Source organism: Idiomarina sp. OT37-5b (assembly GCF_002968395.1).
Classification (GTDB): Bacteria; Pseudomonadota; Gammaproteobacteria; order Enterobacterales; family Alteromonadaceae; genus Idiomarina; species Idiomarina aquatica.
The window spans coordinates 2,587,766-2,606,191 of sequence record NZ_CP027188.1 but is presented as its reverse complement, the minus strand read 5'-3'; the positions used below and the strand labels follow the sequence as shown (position 1 = coordinate 2,606,191).

The 18,426-nt window shown below is 50.8% G+C and carries 17 protein-coding genes and 1 riboswitch; of the genes, 11 read left to right on the top strand and 6 right to left on the bottom strand.

What is annotated here, in order from left to right:
• Nucleotide 1 precedes the first annotated feature (1 nt).
• Nucleotides 2–1,270, bottom strand: coding sequence for an ATP-dependent RNA helicase RhlB (gene rhlB, locus C5610_RS12265; RefSeq protein WP_105307406.1), 1,269 nt, complete (start codon nt 1,268–1,270; stop codon nt 2–4).
• Nucleotides 1,271–1,363: 93 nt separating this feature from the next.
• On the opposite strand from rhlB, the gene trxA reads away from it, so the two are divergent.
• The 8 genes from trxA to C5610_RS12225 all read left to right on the top strand — a co-directional run bounded on the left by trxA (nt 1,364) and on the right by C5610_RS12225 (nt 10,392).
• On the top strand, nt 1,364–1,690 hold the full coding sequence (trxA, locus tag C5610_RS12260) for a thioredoxin TrxA (protein WP_105307405.1): 327 nt from the start codon (nt 1,364–1,366) through the stop codon (nt 1,688–1,690).
• A gap of 298 nt (nt 1,691–1,988) precedes the next feature.
• A complete protein-coding gene (rho, locus tag C5610_RS12255) occupies nt 1,989–3,257 on the top strand; it encodes a transcription termination factor Rho (RefSeq protein WP_105307404.1) in 1,269 nt (422 codons plus the stop codon).
• A 7-nt stretch (nt 3,258–3,264) separates the two neighbouring features.
• Nucleotides 3,265–4,737 (top strand): 4-hydroxy-3-polyprenylbenzoate decarboxylase, encoded by a 1,473-nt coding sequence (gene ubiD / locus C5610_RS12250; RefSeq protein ID WP_105307403.1) that lies wholly within the window; start codon nt 3,265–3,267, stop codon nt 4,735–4,737.
• Nucleotides 4,738–5,439, top strand: a complete 702-nt coding sequence (gene fre, locus C5610_RS12245) for an NAD(P)H-flavin reductase (RefSeq protein ID WP_105307402.1) — start codon at nt 4,738–4,740, stop codon at nt 5,437–5,439.
• Nucleotides 5,440–5,476: 37 nt separating this feature from the next.
• Nucleotides 5,477–5,578: riboswitch (TPP riboswitch) on the top strand.
• A 60-nt stretch (nt 5,579–5,638) separates the two neighbouring features.
• Entirely contained in the window at nt 5,639–7,744 is a 2,106-nt protein-coding gene (locus C5610_RS12240) for a TonB-dependent receptor (RefSeq protein ID WP_105307401.1), read from the top strand.
• Between the two features lie 38 nt (nt 7,745–7,782).
• Nucleotides 7,783–8,358, top strand: coding sequence for a nicotinamide riboside transporter PnuC (pnuC, locus tag C5610_RS12235; RefSeq protein ID WP_262339874.1), 576 nt, complete (start codon nt 7,783–7,785; stop codon nt 8,356–8,358).
• Nucleotides 8,355–9,083, top strand: a complete 729-nt coding sequence (locus C5610_RS12230; protein WP_105307399.1) for a phosphotransferase — start codon at nt 8,355–8,357, stop codon at nt 9,081–9,083. Before pnuC ends, C5610_RS12230 begins: the two co-directional genes overlap by 4 nt.
• Nucleotides 9,076–10,392 carry an MFS transporter permease gene (locus tag C5610_RS12225; protein ID WP_105307398.1) on the top strand — a complete coding sequence of 439 codons (1,317 nt, stop codon included), beginning with the start codon at nt 9,076–9,078 and terminating at the stop codon, nt 10,390–10,392. The genes C5610_RS12230 and C5610_RS12225 overlap by 8 nt, the downstream gene beginning before the upstream one ends.
• Before the next feature lie 28 nt (nt 10,393–10,420).
• On the opposite strand, the gene C5610_RS12220 is transcribed toward C5610_RS12225, so the two are convergent.
• Nucleotides 10,421–10,618: a DUF3185 family protein gene (locus C5610_RS12220; RefSeq protein WP_105307397.1), complete on the bottom strand. Its 198-nt coding sequence runs from the start codon at nt 10,616–10,618 to the stop codon at nt 10,421–10,423.
• 166 nt (nt 10,619–10,784) lie between these two features.
• Here C5610_RS12220 and C5610_RS12215 point away from each other — a divergent pair, with 166 nt between their 5' ends.
• Complete coding sequence (locus C5610_RS12215; RefSeq protein WP_105307396.1) at nt 10,785–13,247, top strand: TonB-dependent receptor plug domain-containing protein; 2,463 nt, start codon at nt 10,785–10,787, stop codon at nt 13,245–13,247.
• 52 nt (nt 13,248–13,299) lie between these two features.
• On the opposite strand, the gene C5610_RS12210 is transcribed toward C5610_RS12215, so the two are convergent.
• A complete protein-coding gene (locus tag C5610_RS12210; RefSeq protein ID WP_105307395.1) occupies nt 13,300–13,773 on the bottom strand; it encodes a Dps family protein in 474 nt (157 codons plus the stop codon).
• A gap of 59 nt (nt 13,774–13,832) precedes the next feature.
• Nucleotides 13,833–14,762: a rhodanese-related sulfurtransferase gene (locus C5610_RS12205; RefSeq protein WP_105307394.1), complete on the bottom strand. Its 930-nt coding sequence runs from the start codon at nt 14,760–14,762 to the stop codon at nt 13,833–13,835.
• Between the two features lie 87 nt (nt 14,763–14,849).
• On the opposite strand from C5610_RS12205, the gene C5610_RS12200 reads away from it, so the two are divergent.
• The gene (locus tag C5610_RS12200; RefSeq protein WP_262339873.1) at nt 14,850–15,611 is read left to right on the top strand and encodes a sulfite exporter TauE/SafE family protein; all 762 of its coding nucleotides are present in this window, start codon (nt 14,850–14,852) and stop codon (nt 15,609–15,611) included.
• On the opposite strand, the gene C5610_RS12195 is transcribed toward C5610_RS12200, so the two are convergent.
• Together C5610_RS12195 and C5610_RS12190 are read right to left on the bottom strand one after the other, a co-directional pair.
• Nucleotides 15,540–16,574: a CNNM domain-containing protein gene (locus C5610_RS12195; protein ID WP_105307393.1), complete on the bottom strand. Its 1,035-nt coding sequence runs from the start codon at nt 16,572–16,574 to the stop codon at nt 15,540–15,542. The genes C5610_RS12200 and C5610_RS12195 overlap by 72 nt on opposite strands.
• A gap of 11 nt (nt 16,575–16,585) precedes the next feature.
• Nucleotides 16,586–17,188: a YqaA family protein gene (locus C5610_RS12190; protein WP_241970628.1), complete on the bottom strand. Its 603-nt coding sequence runs from the start codon at nt 17,186–17,188 to the stop codon at nt 16,586–16,588.
• A gap of 123 nt (nt 17,189–17,311) precedes the next feature.
• On the opposite strand from C5610_RS12190, the gene hemH reads away from it, so the two are divergent.
• Nucleotides 17,312–18,412, top strand: coding sequence for a ferrochelatase (gene hemH / locus C5610_RS12185; protein WP_105307392.1), 1,101 nt, complete (start codon nt 17,312–17,314; stop codon nt 18,410–18,412).
• Nucleotides 18,413–18,426 lie beyond the last annotated feature (14 nt).

Here is an 18,426-nt window from a genome sequence, read left to right as displayed (position 1 = left end):
ACTAGTTTTTGCGCTGCGCTCCAGGTTTACGTTGGCGAGGCTTACCACGACCGCCGGAATGACTGCGACGTCGACGATGGGTAGGGCGTGGACGTTTTAAATCGCTCAGCAATGCCGTTTCGTCGTAATTGGTTACCGGAATCGGATGGCCAATGTACTCCTCGATGGCCGGTAAGTTGTAAACATACTCTTCACAGGCCAGGCTAATGGCTGCGCCACTGGCGCCGGCACGGCCGGTACGACCAATGCGATGAACGTAGTCTTCGCAATCGTCCGGCAAATCAAAATTATAGACATGACTGACGGCCGGGATGTGCAGGCCGCGAGCGGCAACGTCGGTGGCGACCAGAATGTCCAGTTGCCCCTGGGCAAAGTCCTCGAGGATCTTCAGGCGCTTTTTCTGCGGCACATCACCGGTGAGCAAGCCAACACGATGATCGTTTACCGCAAGCCATTGGTAAACCTTATCGCAACCGTGCTTGGTGTTAGCAAATACGATCGCTTTATCGGGCCAGTCCTCTTCAATCAGTGTCAATAACAGCGGCATTTTATCCGGCTTGGATGGATAAAAAAGCTCTTCACTGATGCGGACGCCGGTTTTTTGTTGCGGCTCGACTTCGACCTTCGCCGGAGCGTTCATGTGCTCGTATGCCAGCTCCTGCACACGGTAAGATAGTGTCGCGGAGAACAATAAATTCAGCCGTTGCGCCGGCGGTGGCATCTTGCTGAGCAAATAGCGGATGTCATTAATAAAGCCCAAATCGAACATACGATCGGCTTCATCCAGCACCACCACCTCAATATTATCGAGGGCAAATAAGCCCTGCTTATAGAAATCGATCAGGCGGCCGGTGGTACCCACTAAAATGTCCGGTTGACTGGCCAGCTGTTCTTTTTGAACCTCATAGCCCTCACCGCCGTATATAACGGACATGTTCAGGTCACAGTTCTTGGTCAGTGGCTCGGCATCATGGGCAATCTGAATGGCTAATTCGCGTGTCGGCGCCATAATCAGTGCACGGGGGCCGTTACGGGTTGTAGACTGTGGCTTGTTCATTAAGCGGTTGAAAGTCGCCAGCAGAAATGCCAAGGTTTTACCGGTTCCTGTTTGCGCTTGACCGGCTACATCTTGACCTGCCAGTGCAACAGGAAGACTTAAAGCCTGAATCGGAGTACAATACTCAAAACCAGCGTGCGTCATAGCTTGCTCGACTTGAGGATGTAACCCAAGTTCGGCGAAGCGTGTTTCTGTAAGATGTGTTTTATTCATAAGTTATAAGCATATCAGTTTGCGCTTGTATTCAAAAACATAAATAATAGTATTTTAAAATATTTCCACGCGAAGAAAGTAGCGGAGAGTACCATGAGTGACGTAATTGTTCAGCTAAGCGATGACAGTTTTGAAGAAGATGTCATCAAATCCGATAAACCCGTTCTGGTAGATTTTTGGGCGGAATGGTGTGGCCCGTGCAAGATGGTTGCCCCTATTCTGGATGACATTGCGGATGACTATAAAGACAAATTAGTGATTGGCAAGCTGAACGTAGACCATAATGACCAAACACCTCCTAAGTATGGTATTCGCGGCATCCCGACACTGTTGTTGTTTAAAAACGGTGAAGTGGTGGCGACCAAAGTCGGCGCATTGTCACGTGCACAATTGACCGAATTTTTGGATCAACATATTTAAGAAAATCAAAAAACGGCGCAACATGCGCCGTTTTTTATTGCACGAGAGCTACCGTTGGTCGCGAAAACTGGACGAATCCGAAATTTGATGATAGCTTTTGCTTATTAACTAGACATCTGGGTGATGCTTGCCACCGAATCGCCGCAGATAGAATGTAAACGAATCTTTCAGTCGTTGGCTTCGCACCTCGCGAAATCCAGACCCAAGCAGTAACCGTAACGACTTAACTTTAGCGATAAGAACCCTTAAAGCGAGTCACACTGACTTAACCATTAATCGATAACTCGAAAACCCTCCTATGAATCTGACAGAACTTAAAAATAAACCTGTAAACGAACTTGTCGAACTTGCCGATAGCATGGGCCTTGAAAATATGGCGCGGCTGCGTAAGCAAGATATCATTTTTGCCATTTTGAAGGCGCACGCGAAAAGCGGCGAAGACATCTATGGTGGCGGCGTGCTGGAAATTTTGCAGGATGGCTTTGGCTTCTTGCGCTCAGCGGATTCGTCTTACCTGGCAGGGCCGGATGACATTTATGTATCGCCCAGCCAAATCCGTCGCTTTAACTTACGTACGGGTGATACCATCGGCGGCAAAATACGCCCACCGAAGGACAGTGAACGTTACTTTGCGTTACTGAAAATCCGTGAAGTTAACTTCGACAAGCCTGAAAACTCCCGCAATAAAATCCTGTTTGAAAACTTAACCCCATTACACGCCGACGAGCGTTTCCGTCTTGAGCGAGGCAATGGCAGCACCGAGGACATTACCGCGCGGGTGTTGGATTTATCAGCGCCAATCGGTAAAGGTCAGCGGGGCTTGATTGTGGCACCACCAAAAGCCGGTAAAACCTTGCTATTGCAAAACGTTGCAACGTCGATTGCTGCCAACCATCCGGAAGCGGAGCTGATCGTTCTGTTGATTGACGAGCGTCCGGAAGAAGTGACCGAAATGCACCGTTTGGTGAAAGGTGAAGTGGTTGCCTCGACGTTTGATGAGCCGGCAAACCGCCACGTACAAGTTGCGGAAATGGTCATCGAAAAGGCCAAGCGCTTAGTCGAGCACAAGAAAGATGTGGTTATTCTGTTGGATTCAATTACTCGTCTGGCGCGTGCATACAACACCGTTATCCCAAGCTCAGGTAAGGTTCTGACCGGTGGTGTTGATGCTAATGCATTGCACAAACCTAAGCGCTTCTTCGGTGCAGCCCGTAATGTTGAAGAAGGTGGAAGTTTGACCATCATTGCGACGGCGCTTATCGACACCGGCTCAAAAATGGATGAAGTCATTTATGAAGAGTTTAAGGGCACCGGTAACATGGAACTGCACTTAAACCGTAAAATTGCAGAACGCCGTGTGTTCCCGGCCATCGACTTTAACCGTTCGGGTACCCGTCGTGAAGAGTTGCTGACGACTCAGGATGAACTGCAAAAAATGTGGATCCTGCGTAAAATCATGAATCCTATGGGCGAGGTAGAAGCCATGGAATTCTTGATCGACCGGTTACAGATGACCAAGACTAACGATGAGTTCTTTGAGTCAATGAAGCGTCAGCGCAACAGCTAAGTAACGCATGAAATATCAAGATCTTCGTGACTTTATTAAGCAGTTAGAGGCGCGTGGCGAACTGAAGCGCATTACGCAGCAAATTGACCCCTATCTGGAAATGACAGAAATTGCGGATCGCACGCTAAAAGCGGGCGGTCCCGCGTTACTGTTCGAAAACGTCAAGGGCCATTCTATTCCGGTACTGGCCAACTTGTTTGGTACCCCGGAGCGGGTTGCCCTGGGGATGGGACAGGAGTCGGTGACCGCGCTGCGTGATGTCGGTAAACTGTTGGCATTTCTAAAAGAACCTGAGCCGCCAAAAGGCTTTAAAGATGCGCTGAATTTGCTGCCGACTTATAAAAAAGTGCTCAGCATGTCGCCGAAAATGGTAAAAAAAGCGCCTTGTCAGGAAGTGATCGTCAGCGGTGATGACGTCGACTTGACGCAATTGCCAATTCAGCATTGCTGGCCTGGCGATGCTGCGCCACTGATTACCTGGGGTTTGACGATAACCCGCGGACCGCATAAAGAACGCCAGAACCTGGGGATATACCGACAGCAATTGCTGGGTCGTAATAAACTCATCATGCGCTGGTTGTCCCACCGCGGTGGCGCGTTAGATTATCAAGAGTGGTGCCAGCAACACCCGGGCGAACGCTTCCCGGTTTCGGTCGCATTAGGCGCTGATCCGGCGACGATTCTCGGAGCGGTGACGCCCGTGCCTGACAGTTTGTCGGAATATGCGTTTGCCGGTTTGTTGCGAGACAGCAAGACACAGGTAACGCAGAGCGTCAGTAACGACCTGCAGGTGCCTGCGCACGCAGAAATCATTCTTGAAGGTTATATCGAACCGGGTGAAACCGCGCCCGAGGGGCCCTATGGTGATCACACCGGCTATTATAACGAAGTGGATGAATTTCCGGTATTTACCGTCACCCACGTGACCCACCGACGCGATCCGATCTATCACAGCACCTATACCGGCCGACCGCCGGACGAACCGGCCGTGCTTGGTGTTGCTCTGAATGAAGTGTTTATTCCGTTATTGCAAAAGCAGTTCCCCGAGATTGTTGACTTCTATCTTCCACCCGAGGGCTGTTCGTATCGGCTAGCGGTAGTGACCATGAAGAAGCAATATCCTGGCCATGCGAAACGCGTGATGATGGGTGTGTGGTCTTTTTTACGTCAGTTTATGTATACCAAGTTTGTTATCGTCTGCGATGACGACGTCAATGCTCGTGACTGGAAAGACGTTATCTGGGCAATGACCACGCGGATGGACCCCGCTCGCGACACGACACTGGTCGAAAATACACCCATTGATTATCTCGACTTTGCTTCGCCGGTATCCGGGCTTGGTTCAAAGATGGGAATGGATGCGACCAATAAGTGGGTCGGCGAAACTGATCGCGAATGGGGCGAACCCATCACAATGAGCGAGGACGTTAAACAACGCGTCGATGAGCTCTGGGACCAACTGAATATTCTGGAGAAGTAAATGTCAGAACAACTCACTTGCCAGGCCAATATCAGTCGGCAATTGGCTGATTACGTCTGGGAAGTCAGTATCAAGCTGCCTAAAGCCGTTGAATTTAAAGCCGGACAGTATTTGCAGGTGGTAATGGGCGAAACCGATAAGCGCCCCTTCAGTATCGCGTCGGATCCGGCTGAACATCATCAGTGGTTACTGCACATCGGTGCTCCTCCAGATAACGCCTACGCGGGAGAGGTACTGGAGCGGATCAGACAGCACCAGCAGCTCGATATCGAAGCACCGGCGGGTGAGGCTTTTGTGCATCTGCCGCAACAACAGCCGGTTGTGCTCATTGCCGGCGGCACCGGGTTTTCCTACACCTATTCTATCTTGCAAAAACTGCTTGCGGATGGGTTGAAACAGCCGGTTTACCTCTACTGGGGTGCAAAGCAAAAGCAGGATTTATATTTGCACGAGCGGTTACAGCAATTGGCGCAGCAACACCCACTGTTCAGCTACCGTCCGGTGCTGGAACAGGCGGATGAAAGCTGGTCTTACGCGATCGGCTTGGTGCATCATGCGGTTATGGCTGAACGCACAGATCTGGCTGACTGTCAGATTTATATGGCGGGGCGGTTTGAAATGGTCCGTGTTATTCGTGACGATTTTGTTGCCCGTGGTGTGCCGCTGGCACAGTTACACGGAGACGCCTTGTCGTTTATTTAAACGGTTGAACAATATGACCGTCGCGTTATACTAGCGCGGCATTACCAAGGGGTGCCCTTAACGGGCTGAGATGCAAGACAGCGAACCCTTTGTACCTGATCCGGTTAATACTGGCGTAGGGATGGTAGACAACTCCGACTTGCTATCCATTGAAGCCTTACCGGATCGTTTCTTTCTTAAGCTGAGGAAATGATCCATCATGTTAAAACAGAATCTTTTTGCCCTGACCGCGCTTTCGTTAGGGTTTGCGGCGAATGCCCAATCCGACCAGGAAAACATTGAAATTATTACCGTGAATGCGGACTTTCAGTCGCAGACACTGAATGAGATTCCGCAAAGTATTGCCATCGTTGATCCACAAACCATGCAAGAGCGCAGTGCCGAACATTTACAGAATGTGCTCAACAGCGTAGCCAATATTAATTTTTCTGGCGGTACGTCAACAGCCCGTTTTATTCAGATACGGGGCATCGGTGAACGTTCACAGTTCGTTGACAATGTTAATCCGTCGGTTGGTTTACTTATCGACGGCATTGACTATTCCGGTTTGGGTGCCGCGGCCACCTTGTTCGATATCGGTCAACTCGAGGTATTCCGCGGGCCACAGAGCGGGCGCTTTGGTGTTAATTCGTTGGCGGGGATGGTGGTATTGGAAAGTGAAGCGCCATCGGCGATCACCCAAGGACGGCTGTTGGCAGGTATGGCTAATTACGATGAGCAGCGCCTTGGTGTTGCGGTCGGCGGAGCCTTAGGTGAGGCAACCCAAGCGCGCTTATCGGTGCTACAGTTTAATCAGGATGGCTTCACCAGCAACGCCTTTTTAGACCGTGATGACACCGAACAGCGTGATGAACTGTCTGCCCGTCTGGGTCTGTCGTCAGCATTGAGTGACGACTGGCAGGTTAATGCCAATCTGCACTACTTTAATATTGATAATGGCTATGATGCCTTTAGTCTGGAAAATGACCGTGTAACGCTATCTGACCAGCCCGGTTCAGATGCGCTGCGTTCTGCAGCCGTGCGCCTGGCAGCCGTGTACTCCGGTTGGGGGGCTAGTGAGCTGGAGCTGTCCGTCAGCCGGCTGAACGCCGACAGTGAATACAGTTTTGATGAGGACTGGACCTACGTCGGTATTGCTCCTGGGTGGGAATACTCCTCTTTTGATGCGTATTTCCGAGACCGCGAAGACACTACCGTTGAAGGACGTTTGCGCTCCACAGAGCCGGTTACGTTGCTGGGTCTTATGTCTGAGTGGACGCTGGGGGTTTATGCCTACCGTAAAAACCAGCAACTTACCCGTGATTATTTTAACTGGGATATTGGCGCTCCAGCGCTATTTAGCAGTGACCAAGAACGCAATCACTGGGCGCTTTACGGCGAACTGATTCAACAACTGAACACTCGCTGGAGCCTGCTAACCGGGTTGCGTTTGGAACGTTACACGACGGATTATCTCGACAGCAATCAGGTGGCTGAAGAACCCAGTGATACGATGATCGGTGGTAACCTCAGTTTGCGTTACCAGTACACTGACAATAGTCGCTGGTACACCACGCTGGCGCGCGGCTACAAAGCAGGCGGTGTTAATGGTGAGGCATTGGGAAGAGCCAAAGATCAGCAACTGGAAAGCATCGAACAGTACTTGTTGGAGCGTGCGACGTTCGCACCGGAATTGTTATGGAATCTGGAGTCAGGCCTTAAGTGGGCGAGTCCGAACCAAGGTTGGACAGGACGTGTGGCGGTATTTTATAACTGGCGTGATGACGTGCAGTTGAAAAGCTGGGTTAACCGCGACCAATCGTTTGTGGGCTTTCTAGAGAACGCCGCCAGTGGCACCAACTATGGTGTAGAAGCTGAGCTCGAAGGACAGTTGACCGATGGGCTGAGTGCGTTTGCATCGCTTGGTTGGTTGAACACAGAAATCGACGGTTTTGTGACCGAAGACGGCGAGGATATGAGTGGCCGGGATCAGGCGCATGCTCCGAATTATACCGCTAACATTGGTTTACGCGGCGTTCTCGGCGAGCACTGGTACTGGAGTGTGCAGACAGATTTGAAAGACGGCTACTACTTTTCCAATTCACATAACCAGAAAGCTGAAGCGGCCACGCAATGGCATGCTCAGATTGGCTATCGCTGGGACAACTGGGAACTGAAGCTGTGGGGACGTAACCTTACCGATGAGGACGTCGAGGTACGAGGTTTCTACTTTGGTAATGATCCGCGTGACCAATACGTCACCGAGACTTACTTGCAGTACGGTGAGCCGCGCCGCGTTGGCTTGACTGCCGAGTATCAATTTTAGGAACAATGATGGTGGAGCAGCTTCTTGATGCATTACTCATGAGCTCCGGATGGGAGCTCATCGCGCTGGTGTTAGCACTGGCGTATCTGCTGTTGGCGGCTCATCAGCGCCAATGGTGCTGGCTCGCCGCTGCCATCAGTTGCTCCATTTATGCCGTCATCTTTTGGCAGGCACGTCTTTATATGGAGTCTGTGTTGCAAGTGATTTACATTGCAATGGCCGGCTACGGCTGGTGGCAGTGGCATCAGGCCAACATCAGCGAAGAGCAGCCGGAGTTGCGGTTTAGTTGGCGTTGGCACCTGCTTCAATGGGCGTGGCTGGTACCTCTGGCTGTGTCAATTGCGCTGTCATTGCAACATTTCACGGATGCTGATGCGGTGTGGTTAGACACCTTCACAACCGTGTTCAGTTTGCTTGCGACTTGGCTGATTGCGCAGAAAGCCTTCGAAACCTGGTGGTATTGGTTGGTTATCGACAGTGTTTATGTGTATTTGTACTGGAGCAAGGGATTCGTCGCAACCGCCCTGCTTTTCGTGCTTTACGTTGTGTTGGTGGTTTACGCAATGTATCGTTGGAAAAGTGATCAGCAAGCGGAGTTGGTAACTAATCATTGAAGATCGAGAAACCGATTGAGGTTCGGGCGCTTCGTTCGGGCGTCGCAAATGAGGTTTGGTTATTGCGGGGGGCCAACGCATCCTACGTGTTTAAATGGCTAAATCACAGCGACTGTCTGGGCCTGAGGCGGAGTGACGAGTTTCACTTACAACAGCAGCTCGCCGATGTTGGTCTGGCGCCGGAGGTTATTGCGCTCGATCCGAGCCGGTGGGTGTTACAAGAATACATCAGTGCCACTCCCATCAGTGCCAAGCCCATTAAAACCACCGAAAAACTTCGCATCACCGCGCAGGCATTGGCACAAATCCATCGTCAGAAACCGGCCTGGCAAGGGACTACGCTGTGGCAGAAAGCGGACCATTATGCACATCGCCTAGGGGAAACCGAACAGCAACAGCTGGCTGCGTTTAAAAAGACACTGACAACGGACGAGTCTCAGGTGTTGTGCCATTTTGACCTGGCTTTCGCCCATATTTTGACCGGCCACTCGCTTAAGGTTATTGACTGGGAGTATGCCGGCTGGGGTGATCGCTTGACAGATATCGCCAGTACTATTGAAATAAACGGCCTGGATGCTAATGGTTGTGCAGAATTGTGTCACCATTACAGCGAGCAGACGGGTATTGAGATAGATAACCACTGTCTGCATGAGCACCGACAATTCGTTCGTTGGCTCTATCGACAATGGTCAAAACTGCTGCAGCAAGGAGCACTGAGTGAGTGACAAAGATTTAACCCACCGCGTCTATGGCTATTTGGCAGAGGACGAAGACGCCCGCGTTTGTAAAGATATCCCTGAGTCGGCGTGCCATCATCAGCCTCGCTCATTTGTGCTGATGTTGCTGTCGCTAACACTAACGAAACTTGGTGACACTCTTGTCAGCGCACGATTGGTGTTGCCGTGGATGCTCAGTACGTTAGGAGCGCCGGCTATTTTCATCAGTGCACTGGTGCCCTTGCGTGAATCGCTGGCGCTGTTGCCGCAACTGTTTGTTGCGCAAAAACTCCGTGAACAACCCGTACGAAAATGGTTCTGGGTGGCAGGCAGTATTGGCCAGGCATTATCGTTGGCGTTAATGGTCGTGGCGGTAGCCACGCTGAATAATTCGGCGCTGGGTTGGGCTGTGGTGATTTTATTAACCACCTTCTCACTATCTCGCGGCGTTTGCTCGGTCGCCAATAAAGACGTAACCGGTAAGACGGTATCGAAAACCCGTCGCGGGCGTCTTTCCGGCGTTGCCGCTTCAGCGGCGGGGTTACTGACGTTGGGTACGGCACTGGTGATCATGTTTTCGCCTGAGGTTGAGGGTGAACGCTGGTTATTCCTTGCGTTACTGGGTAGCGGCGTGGTGCTTTGGACCGCTGCAGCTTTGCTTTATGCGGGGATTCCTGAGGTAGCCGGTTCTACGGAAGGCGGTGGTAACGCCATTACCGAAGCCCTTAAGTCGCTCTCGTTGTTATGGCGCAATGGCCAGTTTGGTCATTTTGTTTTAACCCGCGCGCTGTTGGTTTCTGCTGCTTTCGCGATTCCCTACATCGTGGTGCTGATTCAACGTGAAGGTGATGCTGAGCTGACCAGTCTTGGCAGTTTGCTATTGGCCAGCGGGCTGGCCGGGTTACTCGCCGGGCGTGTCTGGGGGCGTTGGTCTGATGCTGCCAGCCATCGTGTTATGGCCGCCGCCTCGGTGATGTCGACGTTGGTGATGTTAATGGCATTAGGCGTCTATTATTGGGCTCCTACAGCACTCGCCTGGCCCTGGGTTGCCGGATTGTTGTTGTTCTTGTCGGCGGTAGCTCACCACGGAGCGCGGGTAGGCCGAAAAACCTATTTGGTGGATATGGCTGATCAGGATAACCGAGCGCAATTAACGGCCGTTTCCAATACCGTTATGGGTATTATTTTGTTAGCCGGTATCCTGCTAGGTTGGCTGGATGCGGCTTATGGTGCTGCGGCGGTATTGTGGTTTCTGGTCGCTGTTGGTGTGTTGGCGTTCCTTTCAGCGCTGGCACTGCCGAATGTCTCCGGGGACTAACCCCCGGAGCAGCCGCTTTGTTGATGAGTTATTTGCCTTTAAGTAAGGCGTACAGCCCAATAATGACCGCCGCGACACCACCGATCAGATACCAAAGTGTGCTGTCGGTCGGTTGATTGGTAAAGACCTCAGATGCTTCCGAAGCGATTGATTGCGACGCCTCGTACGACATATATAACAGTATTGCGCCGACAATAATGAGTACCAGTCCCACCACTTTATTCATAAGTTGCTCCTAAACAGGGGTTATTGTTCTGTCGACTTTCAATGTAGCACAGGGTGGTGACCAATCAAGACATTGACATATGTCATACGCGTACTGACATATGTCAATCTTTGTTCATTCCACGTAGATAATAAAATGTGTTTAAACAAAACGTGGGCGTAGAACAATGAGAAAAATCATCAAACATACCAGCATTGCATTAGCTGTCAGCACCGCCTTATACGGACCGGTCGCTATGAGTCAACAAGCAGAAAGTGCTGCCGACTCAGAAGATATGGAACGAATTGTTACGCTAGGCTCACGAGTAAATGGCAGAACCGCGACCGAGTCAGCCTCGCCGGTCGATATCATCTCCGGAGAGCAGCTGGTTAGCACGGGTGCCAGTGAATTAGGTAAAGCACTGCAGATGAGTGCGCCATCGTTTAACTTTTCAACCACCACCATCTCGGATGGCTCGGACATTATTCGTCCGGCGACGTTACGAGGCCTTGGCCCTGATCAAGTACTGGTTCTTGTTAACGGAAAGCGTCGTCATCAACAGGCGTTGGTTAACGTACAAGAAACCATTGGTAAGGGTTCTGCCGGTTATGACATCAATGCGATCCCGATTTCGGCCGTTGCGCGCGTGGAAATTTTACGGGACGGTGCCGCGGCACAATACGGTTCTGACGCCATTGCCGGGGTTATCAACATCACCCTGAAAAGCGGCGATGGTGGTAGTTTGAGCGCCGAAGTAGGTCAGACTTATGAGGGGGATGGTGAAAATAACCAGGTTGGTTTCAACATCGGCACGTCGAGCAGCTCCGGCTTCGTCAACCTGACCCTTGAATACCGTGACCGGGGTATGACCAACCGGGCATCACCGGCGACTCTGGAAGCAACGGGCGGTCAATTGATCGGTGACTGGCTCGATGAAAATGGTGACCCCGTGGTGCGTTTGCACGTTGGCGATGCCGATTCTGAAAACTATTACGCCTGGCTTAATGCAGGCTACTCGTTAAACAGTACAACCGAACTCTATGCGTTTGGCGGGCTATCCACTCGTGACGGTGGTTCTGCCGGGTTTTTCCGTGGTCGCGGTCATCCGCGTACCATAGAAGCGCTGTATCCGGACGGTTTTTTACCCCAGTTAAAGACCGAAGCGGATGACCAATCCATCGCGATTGGTGTGCGCGGTGATCTACCCAACGCATGGATGTGGGATGCCAGTGTTGTGCACGGTATGAATGAATTTCGCTTTAATTCCGCAAATTCGGCTAACGTAAGCTGGTACTACGAGCCGGATGGCAATGGCGGGATTTACGGCGAAACGCCGACCGAAGCGTTTGACGGCGAACTGATCTTTGAGCAAACGACCTTTAACCTCGACTTTAACGGTACCGTTGATGTCGGCAACGAACTGCTCTATTTGGCAACCGGCCTGGAATACCGAACCGATGGTTATACCATTAATCCAGGTGATCCGGTGTCGTGGGCCTATGGCCGCACTAATGACCCAAGTATTGAGATACTGACACCGTCAGGGGCTCCTGCCGAGGCCGGCATTCAGGGCTTCCCGGGTTTCAGTCCGGGTCAGGCCGTGGATGCCGAACGTGACAGTTATGGGGTTTATGTCGACGCGGAATATTATGTCACGCCGGAGTTCTTGATGGCCGGAGCGTTACGCTATGAAGATTATGATATCGCTGGCGATAATATTTCCGGAAAACTCTCAATGCGCTACGACATTGACGCGGATTTTTCGGTTCGTGGCACCTTAGCGACGGGCTTCCGCGCACCTGGCGTGCAGCAAATCTACTACAGCCAGGTACTGACTAATATCGTCAACGGTACTTTGGTACAAACCGGCACCGTATCCAATGATGACGACGTTGCCCGGCAGTTTGGTATTAATGAGCTGGAAGAAGAAACTTCCGAGAGTGTCAGTCTGGGTTTGATCAAGCGCTGGGACAGCGGCTTTGACCTTACCTTGGACTTTTATCAAATTAATATCGATGACCGGATCGTGATTTCGGAACCATTAACCGCCTCGATTGGCAGCGATTTTGCTGACATCCTTGCGGCCAATAACCTCGGTGCAGCGCAGTTCTTTACCAACTCGGTGGATACTAAGACCACCGGCCTGGACATTATTGGTTCTTACCCCACCAAACTCTGGCAGGGCGATTTAAACTTAACCGCCGCCGTCAGTTTTATGAATACCAGCGTTGAAAGTGTTAACTCGGTGTCCTCGTTGATTCCTGCAGAGGAAATATTCAATGAGACTCAGGTGTTACGTATCGAAGAGGGACAGCCTAACGAGAAAGCCACGTTTAGCGGCCAGTGGCAGCGTAATGACTGGACCGTTAATGCGGCGCTGAACTACTTTGGCTCCGTTGAAGGACAGGCGTTTACCGGCGTACGTCACGAATGGGGGGCAAAATGGTTAATGGATTTATCGGTCGGCTATGACATTAGCCGTGACCTGTCCGTGATGGTCGGTGCCAATAACGTATTTGATACCTATCCTGATGAATGGGGTGATGCGGGTATACCGTTCTCTCAGGCCGGTTTTAAGTATGGTTGGGAAACCTTGCCATTTGGCATTAATGGCGGCTACTACTATATGCGCTTTAATTATTCGTTCTAAAGCAAAAAGCCCGCGGCCTCGGCCGCGGGCTTAAGTTGTTCATGTCACCCTATTAACCAAGGTATGACGTTAACATCCATGATGTTTTTTCTTGTTCACGAATGTAATCGCTCATCAAGGCTGATGTACCTTCATCTCCTGCATCATCGGCAAGCGCCTGGATGTCGCGTTGAAGACGAATAATTGTCTGGTAACTGTCAAGGATATTACCGACGCAGGCACGACCTTCATGCACATCTTTTACTTCCTCAATGTCACTCGCCTTGATGTACGTTGAATACGCATGCATTGGGCGCTGACCCAAAGTCAGAATACGTTCAGCAATTTCATCAATTTTCAGCAACAAGTCATCATAGGTTTCTTCGAACTTCGCGTGCAGTTGGAAGAACTGTTCACCTTTGATGTTCCAGTGGAAACCACGAACATTCATGTAAAAAATCTGATAATTGGCCAACAGCTCATTCAATTTATCACCTAAACTGGCTGCTTTTTTCTCATCAAGACCAATAACTTTTAACTGTTTCATTACGTCCTCCAGATTGACTGACTCCGTACCCACTTACTACGAATTTACTGCAAATTTGATCATTTCTGAAGGATTGTTTCGCGTTTACCATCACGAATGTGCTGTTCGCCGCGCTGTTTGGCCAACTGAATTTGACGCTCACGCTCAGCAAACCGTTGTTTTTGCTCGGGTGTGGTTTTATCAAAACAATGGGGACAGCTTACCCCTTTCTGATACTGCTCAGATTGCTTCTCTTCTTCGGTGATTGGCATCCGACAGGCGTAGCACTGATCGTACTCACCCTGTTCAAGCCCGTGTTTCACCGTCACGCGTTGGTCAAACACGAAGCATTCGCCGTTCCATTTGCTGCTTTCTTCCGGCACCATCTCCAAGTATTTAAGAATCCCCCCTTTCAGGTGGTAGACTTCATCAAAACCTTGTTCTTTCAGGTAGGCGGTTGATTTTTCACAGCGAATACCGCCTGTGCAGAACATCGCGACCTTTTTGTGCTTGGTGGGGTCCAGATGCTGCTTAACGTATTCAGGAAACTCGCGGAAAGCTTCCGTTTTTGGGTTTACCGCACCTTCAAATGTACCAACAGCGTATTCGTATTCGTTACGGGTGTCGATGACCAGCACTTCAGGATCGGAAATCAGATCATTCCATTGCTCAGGTTCCACGTAGGTGCCGACGGTATTTTTAGGATCAACCCAGTCGATACCCATGGTAACGATTTCTTTCTTAAGCTTCACTTTGGTCCGATAAAACGCTTGTGTATCACTGGGGGATTCTTTGTGATCAATATCAATCAAACGTTCATCGCTGCGCAAGTAAGCCAGCACATTGTCGATACCTTCACGAGTACCGCAAATGGTGCCATTGATACCTTCCCGAGCCAAAAGGAGGGTGCCTTTGACATCGTTATCAATTAGAGTTTGATACAGAGGCTCACGAAGTTGTTCAAAGTCGTTGAGTTCGACAAATTTATACAGTGCCGCGCAAATAAACATAAAAAGACTACCTTTTTCAGCTGCCCGGAACGTAAATCCGGTGCGTTAAAATCGCGCGGATTATAACCGTTAGAGGAATTTTGCTCAATGCCCGCAAGTGATTGGATGTTTTGGGGCTTGGTGTTGCTTTCTGCAAGCACCTCGTTGTTAACCGCGATTGCCGGTGCCGGCGGTGGCGCGGTATTGATAGCCATGCTGGCACTGGTGTTACCGGCGCCGGCGATTATCCCGGTGCATGGGGTGGTACAGATGGGATCCAACGTCGGTCGCACGGTACTGGCCTGGCGCCACATTGATTGGTTCACCGTTGCCTGGTTTGTGCCCTTTGGATTGCTCGGCACAACAGTAGGCAGTCTCTTGTTGGTGCAGTTTCCGGCTCCCTTGCTGCAACTGTGTATTGCGTTATTTTTATTGTATCTGACCTGGGGGCCGAAGCTACCGCAACTGGTATTGGGCAAAGCGGGACTTGCCTGTGGCGGTCTGATCACCGGTTTTATTTCGTTGTTTGTCGGAGCATCCGGACCCGTGGTGGCGGCCTTTATTAAGTCACGCTTTTCCGAACGCATGACCACAGTAGCGACGTTTGCCGCCACCATGAGCATGCAGCACGCACCGAAAGCGCTGGTGTTTGGCTTAGCCGGGTTTGTATTTAAAGACTGGCTGTTGTTGATCGCAGCGATGATGGCGGCGGGCTTTATCGGTACCTGGGTGGGCTTAAAATGGTTAAAGCGGATTTCGAATCACCGCTTTAACCAAATTTTCCGCTGGGTGATTACGCTACTGGCTTTGCGTCTGCTGTGGGTCGCGTTTGACGCGTTTATCCCAGCGTTGTCGGGCATAACGTCGTAAACTGGCGACGTTATCGGTTTCGTCCATAATTGGTGTGCCGAGAATGGTCTCGATAATATCTTCCAGGGTAATTAAGCCCAGCCAACTGCCATGCTCGTCGTATACCAGGCAAAGATGTTGACGTTCTTTCAGCAGATACGCCATTAAGCTTTCGATACTCACGGTTTCGGTAACGATTTCGACCGGCCGTGCTAAATCAACAACCCGCTGTTGGCGGTCTGCATCCAGTGCATCACTGCGGAATAATAGACCCTGTGGCTCTTCGTCGGCATCGATGATCGGAAAGCGCGAGAACGGCAATGGGCGAGCTTTCTCGGCAAATTCAGCAACGGTCATATCGGGCGGAATGGTCTCACACACCGTACGGGGGGTCATCACGTCCTTAACACGGATATCGTGTAAATCGAGAATATTCCAGATAACGCGGTGTTCGTCTTTGTCCAGCGCCTGTTGTTCGAAACCCATGGTGGCCATGGCTTTAATTTCTGAGCGCACATCAATGTCCGGCTCGTTGTTACCGATGCGACGGGTAATTTGATCGGACAACCAAATGAAGGGGCGTAAGGTGAAAATCATAAAACGCAGGGTGGGCGCCAACAGCGGTGCCAGGGCACGCCAGAATTTCGCGCCGATGGTTTTCGGTATGATTTCCGACAACACCAGAATAAGCAGTGTCATTACCGCACTGGCAACGCCTAAATAGCCATCGCCAAACACGACGCCGACTTGCGCGCCAACCCCCGCAGCACCTGCGGTATGGGCAATGGTGTTTAAGGTCAGAATGGCTGCCAGCGGCTGGTCTATATTGCGTTTTAAGGCGGCCAATTTATCGTGCAGGACAGGCTGTTGTTCTTTTAGTTGAGCAATGTAGCTGGGGGTGATCGACAACAGCGCTGCTTCGAGCACCGAACAAATAAAAGACACGCCAATGGCTAGAAAAGCAAAAACAATCAGTAAAAACATAGTATTCCGCGTTAGCTAAACTGAAAAACCACGAGGGCAATGGCGGCAATAATAGCAACCGACCAGCCTAAACGCGACGCATTTTTTTGCCACCATTGCTGCGCATAGGGACCTAGCCACATCGCCAGTAACGCCAGCCCATAATAACGAATGCCGCGTGACAAACCTGAGGCAAGTAAAAACAAGGGCAGTGAGAAGCCCGTAACGCCCGCCGCGAGCATCGCCGTCTGAAAGGGAACCGGCGTTACCCCAACCAGAAACACCGCGATAAAACCGTCGGTTTCCAGTGTTGCTTTAAATGATTCATAATAGTCTTGCAGGCTAAGGTAGTTGATAAACCACTGCCCGATGCTATCGAATAAGGCGTAACCGATAAAATATCCCGCCAGCGCTCCGGTCAGGCAACCCGCCAGTGCCACGCTGGCAATGGACCAAATGCGATCGCGTTCCAGCACCATGAAAGGAATCAGTATCAATTCCAATGGTATCGGTATAATGGTGGCTTCCAACGCCGACATAAAAAATAAAATCACCAATGCGTGTGGCGAGTCGAGCAAGCGTTGCAGCCATTTTTGTGCGGATTTATTGTCTGGTTTAAGGGTTTCGTTATCCACGAGCGCTGTTTCCGATTAAAGCAATCGTTGCCAGTTTAACGCGAAATCTTTGCAAAGGGGGATCGAACCGTTTAAAAAGGACGTAAATAAGCGGCACGTTGTTTTTATAAGGAATACAGTGAAATGAACTATCGCGGCAGTCCAGCATTTACTCATCAGCAGGCCGATAAACTGGGTGTGCTTGTAACGAACCTCGGCACCCCCGACGCGCCCACCAAGGCAGCATTAAAACCTTACCTGAAAGAGTTTCTTTCCGACCCCCGGGTGGTCGAAGTGCCGCGTCTGCTGTGGTCATTGATTTTGAACGGCGTGATACTGCGGATACGGCCTAAGCGCTCTGCTGAGGCCTATGAAACGGTGTGGACAGAACGCGGTTCGCCGTTGCTTTACCACACTCAGGATCAGGCTACGGCAATTGATAAGCAACTGAAACAACAGTTTGGCGATAAGGTGGTGGTGGACTTTGCGATGCGCTATGGTCAGCCGAGCATCAGCGACCGCATCGATAGAATGCTGCAGGCAGGGGTGCGTAAGTTGCTGGTACTGCCGTTGTATCCCCAATACTCAGCTTCGACGGTGGCCTCGACCTTTGATGCCGTCGCGAAGGATTTCAGTAAGCGCCGTTGGTTGCCAGAGTTCCGTTTCATCACTCATTATCACGACTTTGAACCTTTTATTGCGGCGGCGGCCGAACGTATTGAGCGCCATTGGGCAACCCACGGTCGCGCCGATAAACTGATTTTTTCGTATCATGGTGTTCCCCTTCGTTATCTTAAAAACGGTGACCCTTATCATTGCGAATGCTACAAAACGTCTCGTTTATTAGCGCAAAAGCTTGGATTGAGCGATAGTGAATACTTAACCACGTTTCAGTCACGGTTTGGTCGCGAAGAGTGGCTACAACCTTACACCGATGAAACCATGAAAAGTTTACCGGCGAAGGGGGTAAAATCGGTGCAGGTGTTCTGTCCGGGTTTTTCTGCCGATTGCCTGGAAACCATTGAAGAGATTGGTGAAGAGAATAAAGAGTATTTTATCGAAAATGGTGGTGAGCGTTATGAGTACATCAGTGCATTAAATGCGGAGCCACAACATATTGACGCACTGGTGCAGTTAATTCAGAACCACCTGAGTGGGTGGACCGTTGCTACGGATCAAAGCGAGGTGCTGGCAGTGAGACAGGCGCAGGCAGATAAGGTCAGCAACCAACAATTACCTTATTAACAGGAGGGCAGTGG

What these genes read in the sequence shown, in the direction of transcription:
- rhlB (WP_105307406.1), bottom strand. Translation starts at nt 1,270, where the DNA reads ATGAATAAAACACATCTTACAGAAACACGCTTCGCCGAACTTGGGTTA.
- trxA (WP_105307405.1), top strand. Translation starts at nt 1,364, where the DNA reads ATGAGTGACGTAATTGTTCAGCTAAGCGATGACAGTTTTGAAGAAGAT.
- rho (WP_105307404.1), top strand. Translation starts at nt 1,989, where the DNA reads ATGAATCTGACAGAACTTAAAAATAAACCTGTAAACGAACTTGTCGAA.
- ubiD (WP_105307403.1), top strand. Translation starts at nt 3,265, where the DNA reads ATGAAATATCAAGATCTTCGTGACTTTATTAAGCAGTTAGAGGCGCGT.
- fre (WP_105307402.1), top strand. Translation starts at nt 4,738, where the DNA reads ATGTCAGAACAACTCACTTGCCAGGCCAATATCAGTCGGCAATTGGCT.
- C5610_RS12240 (WP_105307401.1), top strand. Translation starts at nt 5,639, where the DNA reads ATGTTAAAACAGAATCTTTTTGCCCTGACCGCGCTTTCGTTAGGGTTT.
- pnuC (WP_262339874.1), top strand. Translation starts at nt 7,783, where the DNA reads ATGAGCTCCGGATGGGAGCTCATCGCGCTGGTGTTAGCACTGGCGTAT.
- C5610_RS12220 (WP_105307397.1), bottom strand. Translation starts at nt 10,618, where the DNA reads ATGAATAAAGTGGTGGGACTGGTACTCATTATTGTCGGCGCAATACTG.
- C5610_RS12215 (WP_105307396.1), top strand. Translation starts at nt 10,785, where the DNA reads ATGAGAAAAATCATCAAACATACCAGCATTGCATTAGCTGTCAGCACC.
- C5610_RS12210 (WP_105307395.1), bottom strand. Translation starts at nt 13,773, where the DNA reads ATGAAACAGTTAAAAGTTATTGGTCTTGATGAGAAAAAAGCAGCCAGT.
- C5610_RS12205 (WP_105307394.1), bottom strand. Translation starts at nt 14,762, where the DNA reads ATGTTTATTTGCGCGGCACTGTATAAATTTGTCGAACTCAACGACTTT.
- C5610_RS12200 (WP_262339873.1), top strand. Translation starts at nt 14,850, where the DNA reads ATGCCCGCAAGTGATTGGATGTTTTGGGGCTTGGTGTTGCTTTCTGCA.
- C5610_RS12195 (WP_105307393.1), bottom strand. Translation starts at nt 16,574, where the DNA reads ATGTTTTTACTGATTGTTTTTGCTTTTCTAGCCATTGGCGTGTCTTTT.
- hemH (WP_105307392.1), top strand. Translation starts at nt 17,312, where the DNA reads ATGAACTATCGCGGCAGTCCAGCATTTACTCATCAGCAGGCCGATAAA.